The 7,234-nt window shown below is 63.1% G+C and carries 6 protein-coding genes and 1 rRNA gene; all 7 read right to left on the reverse strand.

The window, feature by feature from the left end:
- Positions 1-3 precede the first annotated feature (3 nt).
- Positions 4-1,689, reverse strand: coding sequence for a CTP synthase (gene pyrG / locus D3250_RS11635; protein ID WP_119903531.1), 1,686 nt, complete (start codon positions 1,687-1,689; stop codon positions 4-6).
- Positions 1,690-1,710: 21 nt separating this feature from the next.
- Complete coding sequence (gene recN, locus D3250_RS11640; protein ID WP_119903532.1) at positions 1,711-3,471, reverse strand: DNA repair protein RecN; 1,761 nt, start codon at positions 3,469-3,471, stop codon at positions 1,711-1,713.
- 7 nt (positions 3,472-3,478) lie between these two features.
- Complete coding sequence (locus D3250_RS11645) at positions 3,479-4,429, reverse strand: NAD kinase (RefSeq protein ID WP_119903533.1); 951 nt, start codon at positions 4,427-4,429, stop codon at positions 3,479-3,481.
- Between the two features lie 20 nt (positions 4,430-4,449).
- On the reverse strand, positions 4,450-5,271 hold the full coding sequence (locus D3250_RS11650; protein WP_119903534.1) for a TlyA family RNA methyltransferase: 822 nt from the start codon (positions 5,269-5,271) through the stop codon (positions 4,450-4,452).
- 141 nt (positions 5,272-5,412) lie between these two features.
- A complete protein-coding gene (locus D3250_RS11655) occupies positions 5,413-6,225 on the reverse strand; it encodes an HAD-IIA family hydrolase (RefSeq protein WP_225973302.1) in 813 nt (270 codons plus the stop codon).
- Positions 6,216-7,043: a tetratricopeptide repeat protein gene (locus tag D3250_RS11660; RefSeq protein ID WP_119903535.1), complete on the reverse strand. Its 828-nt coding sequence runs from the start codon at positions 7,041-7,043 to the stop codon at positions 6,216-6,218. Before D3250_RS11660 ends, D3250_RS11655 begins: the two co-directional genes overlap by 10 nt.
- Positions 7,044-7,145: 102 nt before the next feature.
- Positions 7,146-7,234 (reverse strand): 5S ribosomal RNA (rrf, locus tag D3250_RS11665); the annotation flags it as partial.

A 7,234-nucleotide genomic window follows, 5' to 3' on the forward strand; every position in this document is an offset into this window, starting at 1 on the left:
AGGTCAGCCTCGGCGCGCGAGCCCGGCTCCGATAAGCCCAGCGAACAGCGGGTGCGGGTTCGTGGGGCGGGACTTCAGCTCCGGGTGCGCCTGAGTTGAGACGTAGTAGGGATGCACGTCCTTGGGGAGCTCCACGAACTCCACCAGCAGTCCGTCCGGGCTGGTGCCGGAGAACACCAGTCCTGCGGCAGTAAGCTGCTCGCGGTAGGCATTGTTGACTTCGTAGCGGTGCCGATGACGTTCTGAGACCGCGGTCGATCCATACGCCTCTGCTACCACGCTGCCCTCAGCCAGGGCAGCCTCGTAGGAACCCAGGCGCATGGTTCCGCCCAGATCACCTGCACCTTCCACGAAGCTCTTCTGTTCGGCCATGGTCGCAATGACTGGGTACTGCGTCTCCGGATCAAATTCCGTGGAGTTGGCCTGCGCCATGCCGAGCACGTTCCGGGCATACTCCATGACCATGGTCTGCAGTCCTAAGCAGAGCCCCAAGGCGGGAACTCTGTTCTCGCGGGCATACCGCAGTGCGCCAATCTTGCCGTCCAGGCCGCGCACGCCGAATCCTCCCGGGACACAGATGGCGTCCACGCCGGCAAGGCTCTTGGCAGCTCCCTCCGGATCGGAGCACAAATCAGAGGGAATCCAGCGGATCCTAGTCCTGGCGTGGTGGGCGAACCCTCCGGCGCGCAGCGCCTCGGATACTGAGAGGTAAGCGTCCGGCAGGTCAATGTATTTTCCGACCAGGGCCACTTCCACCTCATGATCGGGGTGGTGCACCACACTGAGCAGCCGATTCCACTTGGTCCAGTCCACGTCTTTGAACTTCAGGTCCAGGGACTGCACCACATAGGCGTCAATGGCCTGCTTGTGCAGGATCTTAGGAATGTCATAGATGCTGGGGGCATCGGCACAGTTGATGACCGCATCGGCGTCCACATCACACATGCGGGAGATCTTGCCGCGGATATCGGCGGGAAGCTCCCGGTCGCTGCGCAGCACGATGCCGTCAGGCTGGATGCCCAGTGACCGCAGGGCTGCCACCGAGTGCTGGGTAGGTTTGGTCTTCAGCTCCTGGCTCGGTCCGATGTAGGGCACCAGGGAGACATGGAGGAAGAACACGTTCTCCCGGCCGATGTCCTGACGCAGTTGGCGCGCAGCCTCCAGGAATGGCTGGGATTCGATATCGCCGACGGTGCCGCCGATTTCTGTGATGATCACATCCGGTGCCTCCGCGGATTCTGCGGGCAGCCGCATGCGGCGCTTGATCTCATCAGTGATGTGCGGAATGACCTGCACGGTGTCACCGAGGTAGTCACCGCGCCGTTCCTTCTCAATGACCGATGAGTAGATCTGACCGGTGGTGACATTGTTGAGCCCGTCGAGGTTCTCGTCCAGGAAGCGTTCGTAGTGACCGATGTCGAGGTCGGTTTCAGCTCCATCCTCTGTGACGAACACCTCGCCGTGCTGGAACGGGTTCATGGTCCCTGGGTCGACGTTCAGATAAGGGTCGAGCTTCTGCATGACCACTGAGAGTCCGCGTGCTCGAAGCAGATGTCCCAGCGAGGAGGCGGTGAGGCCTTTGCCGAGGGAGGAGACGACACCACCGGTCACAAAGATCTGACGGCTGGTGTCGGGACTGTTCTGATTCCGGGAGTTATTTCGCTGAGCCACGGAGTTCCAACCTATCACTCTGGATGAGTTTTCGTATCATTACGACGCCGCCACCTGGGCGGCTGTCTCGAGCAGCTCGGCTGCGTGGGCTCGGGCGGAGGATGAGTCTTCCTGCCCGGCGAGCATCCGGGCCAGCTCTGCGACCCGTTCCTGATGGTAGAGGGCCCGAACATCGGACGCAGTCACTCCGCCGCCAGCCTGGGCGGTCTTATGAACTCTGATGTGGTGGTCAGCATAGGCGGCCACTTGAGGTAGGTGGGTGACCACGATGACCTGAGCGTGGCGGGCCAGGGCGGCGAGACGCTCCCCGATCTGCACTGCGGCCTTGCCACCCACGCCGGCGTCGACTTCGTCGAAGATGAAGGTGCGCGCTCCCTGCTGTTCGGCGAGCACGACTTCCAGGGCAAGCATGACACGGGAGAGCTCACCGCCGGAGGCTCCCTTGCCCAACGGAAGCGGATCCGCGCCAGAGTGCGGCTGGAGCAGAAAGGTGACGGTATCTGCACCGTGGCGACTCAGCTGTTCGGTGGACTCCACTTCTATAACCAGGCGCGCCTGCGGCATCGCCAGGGCAGTCAGCTCAGCGCCTACCCCCTCTCCCAGTCGTTCAGCGGCCTCGCACCGAAGCTGGGTCAGCTGCTTAGCCTGTTCCCAGAGCTGTGCCTGCAGTTGACCGACGGTCTCGGTGAGCTCTTCGATCCGATCACTGTCCGAATCCAGGGTCTCCAGCCGCTGACGCGACTCAGCCGCCCAGCTGCGCACATCAGTGATTTCTGGGCCGTAGAGCCTGAGCAGCTTGTCGATCTCCGCACGGCGGGAGTGGATTTCTGCGACGCGTTCGGGGCCTGTCTCGTCAAGCCCTGCCGCGTACAGGCCCAGTTGGGAAGCTGCGTCCGTGAGCAGGGTGGAGACCTCACTGATCTGTCGGGAGATCTCCGCAAGGTCTTGGTCCTGGTCAGAGACTGCAGTGAGCGCCTGGGTGGCGGTGTCGAGCAGCTCCGCTGCGTTAGGGCCCAGCTCTATCACCTCTGCCGCATCCCCTCCTGAGAGTGCCGCTTGGGCGCTCCGTGCTGCGCGGCGAAGGGATTCGAGGTTGTCCAGCCGCATGGACTCCGCTCTGAGCTGTTCGTCCTCCCCCGGCTGCGGATCTACGCCGTCGATTGTTTCCAGAGCACGCTGCAGCTGCTCCGCCTCGCGGCGGCGCTCCAGTTCGTTGGCGGTGATGTCATCCAATTCGGCCTTTTGCCGCTGGAACGCTTCAAACGATTCCCGATACTGGGCCAACAGCTGCTTGCCCGGAGGTCCGGCGTAACTGTCTAGGGCTGCGCGCTGGGCGGCGGCTGCCTTCAGTCGTAGCTGGTCGCTCTGTCCGTGAAGGGTGACGAGTTCGGATCCCACTCCACCGAGCAGCGACACGGGAACGGCTCGGCCAGAAAGGGTGGCACGGCTGCGTCCTTTGGAACTGACAGCACGGCCCAGCAGCAGCGGTTCCGCAGATCCGCTTCCGTGTGCTGAATCCGGAGTTTCGCCCGAGTCATCCATTAACACACCGGCTTCCTGTGCCTTGACGTGCGCAGGATGGTCCCGGTCGACGATGATCTCGGCGTCAACGGCGGCTTTGGCGGCACCGGAACGAACAGTTGTGGCGTCTCCTCGGGCACCTAACAGGAGGCTGAACGCGGTGACCACCATAGTCTTGCCCGCACCGGTTTCACCGGTGACGACGTTGAATCCAGGGGCAAGTTCCAGCTCCGCGCGTTCTATGACTCCGAGGTCGCTGATGCTCAGATGCTCGATCACCGCGTACTCAGACCTCCTTGCTCGACTCTGCTGGCGATGCCGTGGTGGTCGCCTCAACTGGGCCGCGCCAACCAGTGGTGGGGAGGTTGAACTTGTCCACCAGCCGCTGTGAGAAGGGGGTCCTGTGCACCCGAGCCAGGAGCACTGGGGTCTCTGAGCGTGTCACCTCTACGCGTGCACCTGCAGGCAGCTCCATGGACCGGTTGCCATCACACCAGAGAATCCCCTGCTCGTCGTTGCGCTGAAGCAGTTCCACACCCATCACCGACACGGGATCGATCACGAGTGGGCGGGCGAAGAGTGCATGGGCGGAGATCGGGACCATCACCATGGCCTGGACTTCCGGCCAGACCACAGGGCCGCCTGCGGAGAAGGCATATGCGGTCGATCCCGTGGGCGTGGACATCACCACACCGTCACAGCCGAAAGCCGAGACCGGAGCCCCATCGATTTCGATCACCAGCTCGATCATGCGCTGGCGGGAGGCCTTTTCGATGCTGGCCTCATTGAGCGCCCAGCTGGCGCCCAGATGCTTGTCTGCGTGCCAGACCTGGACATCGAGGGTCATCCGCTCCTCTACGGTGTAGTTCTGGTCGATGACCCATTGCACAGACTCATCCAGCTGTGTCCGTTCCGACTCTGCCAGAAACCCCACGTGACCCAAGTTGATGCCCATCAGCGGCAGCCGAGCGTGCCGGACTCGGTGTGCTGCTCGGAGAATGGACCCGTCGCCGCCGAGGACCATACCGATCTCGCATTCGCGGAGACTCACCTGCTGGCCGGCCACCGCGACGCCGTTATCAGCTAAACGACCTCCGGCGATGGCGCTGATGTCGTCCAGGTCCTCCTGGAGCATGACGGGGCGAAGACCTGCGGCATGGAGATTTGCGGCCACTGTGACGGCCGCGTCCACCGCATCACGGCGACCGGTGTGAGCCAGCACGAGTACCGCTCGCATGCTTCGTCCTCCTGCATCGTCTAGTCGCCGAATTCGATCCTGTCCAGGTCGGCTTGCCCCAGCCTATCGTCAGCCGCGGACTCTGCGTTCGTCGCCGGCGAGTGCGCCCAGAGGAAGAATTCGACGTTGCCATCCTGCCCTGGCAGCGAAGATCGCACAGCGCCTCTGGGTACGAGCCCGGCCTGAGCTGCCGAGTCGACCACAGCTTGTAGGGCTTCGCGACGCAGCTGCGGGCTGGTGACGACCCCGGTTCTGCCCAGTCGGTCGCGTCCGATTTCAAACTGAGGTTTGACCATCAGCAACATATCGGCTCCGGGATCCGCCTGGGCAGCCAAAGCAGGCACCACCAGACGCAGAGAGATGAACGACAGGTCCGCCACTATCACCCCGAAATGCGGTCCCAACTCACCAGGACCGGTGTAACGGAGGTTGACACCTTCGGCATTGGTGACTCGAGAATCCTTTTGGAGCTGCGCTGAGAGTTGTCCGTGCCCCACGTCGGCGGCCACGACGTGTTCAGCTCCCCTGCTCAGCAGCACCTGAGTGAATCCGCCGGTCGAAGCGCCTGCGTCGAGGCAGCGCAACCCGGTGGGGTCGATGTCTGGGAAAGCCTCCAGCGCCCCCAGCAGCTTATGGGCCGCCCGGCTCACCCAGTGGTCGTCCTCATTGGTCTGCAGCCGTTGTCCGGCGCGCACCTTTGTGGAGGCTTTGCGCACGACGACGCCATCGACAGTGACATTTCCGGCCTCGATGAGCTGATGGGCCCGGCTCCTGCTGCCGACCAGCCCGGCGGTCACCAACGCCCTGTCGAGCCTCTCGGATCTGGCCTCGGCGTCTGACACCTGGATCTCATTCCTTGCTTACGGCGCGTGGGCCGGTCCGGCTCAACCGTTCTGTGAGGTGGCTGTGCAGCTTCTCAGCGTCATGGATTTGTCGCTCTACCTCTTCCACAGTCAGCTCCGAAGGGGTTTCTTCAGTCGCTCTCATGACGACCTCGGATCAGACTGTTCGCTGGCGAAGAGGTCTGCAAGGCAGGAGATCAACATGTCCGGCCTCTCCTCGCCGCTGGCAGCACGGGCCTCAGCCTCCGTAGTTGCCCCTGTGAGCACGAGGGCGCTGGTGAATCCAGCACGGTTGCCTCCCAATATGTCAGTGTCCAGTCGGTCGCCGATCACCAGCGGGTTGGTCAGGCTCAGGGCCCGCGCCGCCTGGCTGAACATCTCAGGTTCGGGTTTCCCCGCCGCGCGGGGGCGCTGGTCGGTGGCGAAGCTGATCGCTTCCACCAGGGCGCCGTTGGCTGGGGCAACGCCGCGTTCGCGGGGCACGCTGCGGTCAAGATTGGTGGCGAACCACAACGCTCCGCGGTTGATCGCATAGGCAGCCTCAGCGAGATCCGTCCAGCCAAGTGTCGGCTCAAACCCCTGGATGACGGCCTCTGGAGAGGCATCTGCCGAATCCACCACTGTGTACCCGGCTTCACGGCACAGTGCCCGCAGGGAGTCGCTGCCGGTAACGAGCACCTTGGCCGGTGCTGGCACGTAGCCGCTCATGAGCTTGATACCTGCCGTGGCCGACCCGTAGACCTGATCCGGCGTGGCGGAAATCCCCAGTTCCACCAGATGTTCGGCGATCTTCGCCGCTGAACGGGAAGCATTGTTCGTGACGAACGCAGACTGGATGCCGCGTCGCGAAAGTTCAGTCACGGCCTCAGGTGCGCCAGGGATTGCCTTCGCACCGGCGTAGAGAACCCCGTCCAGGTCAAACAGGACCCCGTCGAATTGGTCAATCAACGCCATGAACGACCCTTCTCGGCGCCTTCGCTCGGGGGCAGAACGTCTTTGAGTCGCGGTGCTGCATGCGCTTCCTCATCATCGTCAAAGTCAAGAATTTCCGGTTCCTCGAACGCGCCGGTACCAAGTGCCTTCTCTGCTACTGCCACCCGGGCTCGCCATTTCTGGGCATCGTTGCTTCGGCCCAGGTGCTCAAGAACGTCTGCATACGCGGCGAACAGGCGGGGGCTGAATGTGTAGGCCCGATTGATATCCAGCTCAGGCACTTCGAGTGCTCGCATTGCCGCCGTGAGGTCATTCTGATCCCGGTGCGCACCTGAGACGACCATGGCCAGTTCGGCACGCGCTGAACCGCTGAGTTTCTGAGCTTCTGGCTCCTGAGAAAGTTCGACTGCCTTGTCCGGCTTCCCAATGCCGCGGAGGCAATCGGCCATGACCGCAAGGTGGGTGTTGTCACCGCTGATTCTCCTGTAAGTGCGGAGTTCCCGCAGGGCCTCAGCGTAGTCGCCGGCGGCATATGCGGTGAGACCTACGGCCTCCCGCACCAGAGCGAGCCGACCACCGCGCCTGGACGCGGCCAGTGCGTGTTCGAAGGCAAGCTCCGGGTCGATCTCCAGCAGGCGGCCCGCCATGATGAGATGTTTGGCCACCCACTTTCGGTTTGTGTCAGTGAGCGTGCCCAGTTGGCGTGAAGCTTCCCGGTCGAGTTCCTTGCCGGTGACGTCCTCGTCGATCTCTGGGGAACGATCCCGCTCGTCCCGGTTGGAGCGGCGCAGGTCCCGTGGGTTACGGGTGGGACGTTCACCTGACGTGTGTTCGTGCATCTGGGCCTCTCGTTGTGTCTGCAGACAGAATACCGGGCATGCAGAAGACCCCCGTGACTCTGCGCCTTTGCAGAGACCGCGGGGGTCTTCTCTTTATGTTGTGTCCGGCGGTGTCCTACTCTCCCACACCCTCTCGGGTGCAGTACCATCGGCGCTGTGGGTCTTAGCTTCCGGGTTCGGGATGGGACCGG

The organism is Nesterenkonia natronophila, assembly GCF_003595215.1.
In the GTDB taxonomy this organism is placed as follows: Bacteria; Actinomycetota; Actinomycetes; order Actinomycetales; family Micrococcaceae; genus Nesterenkonia; species Nesterenkonia natronophila.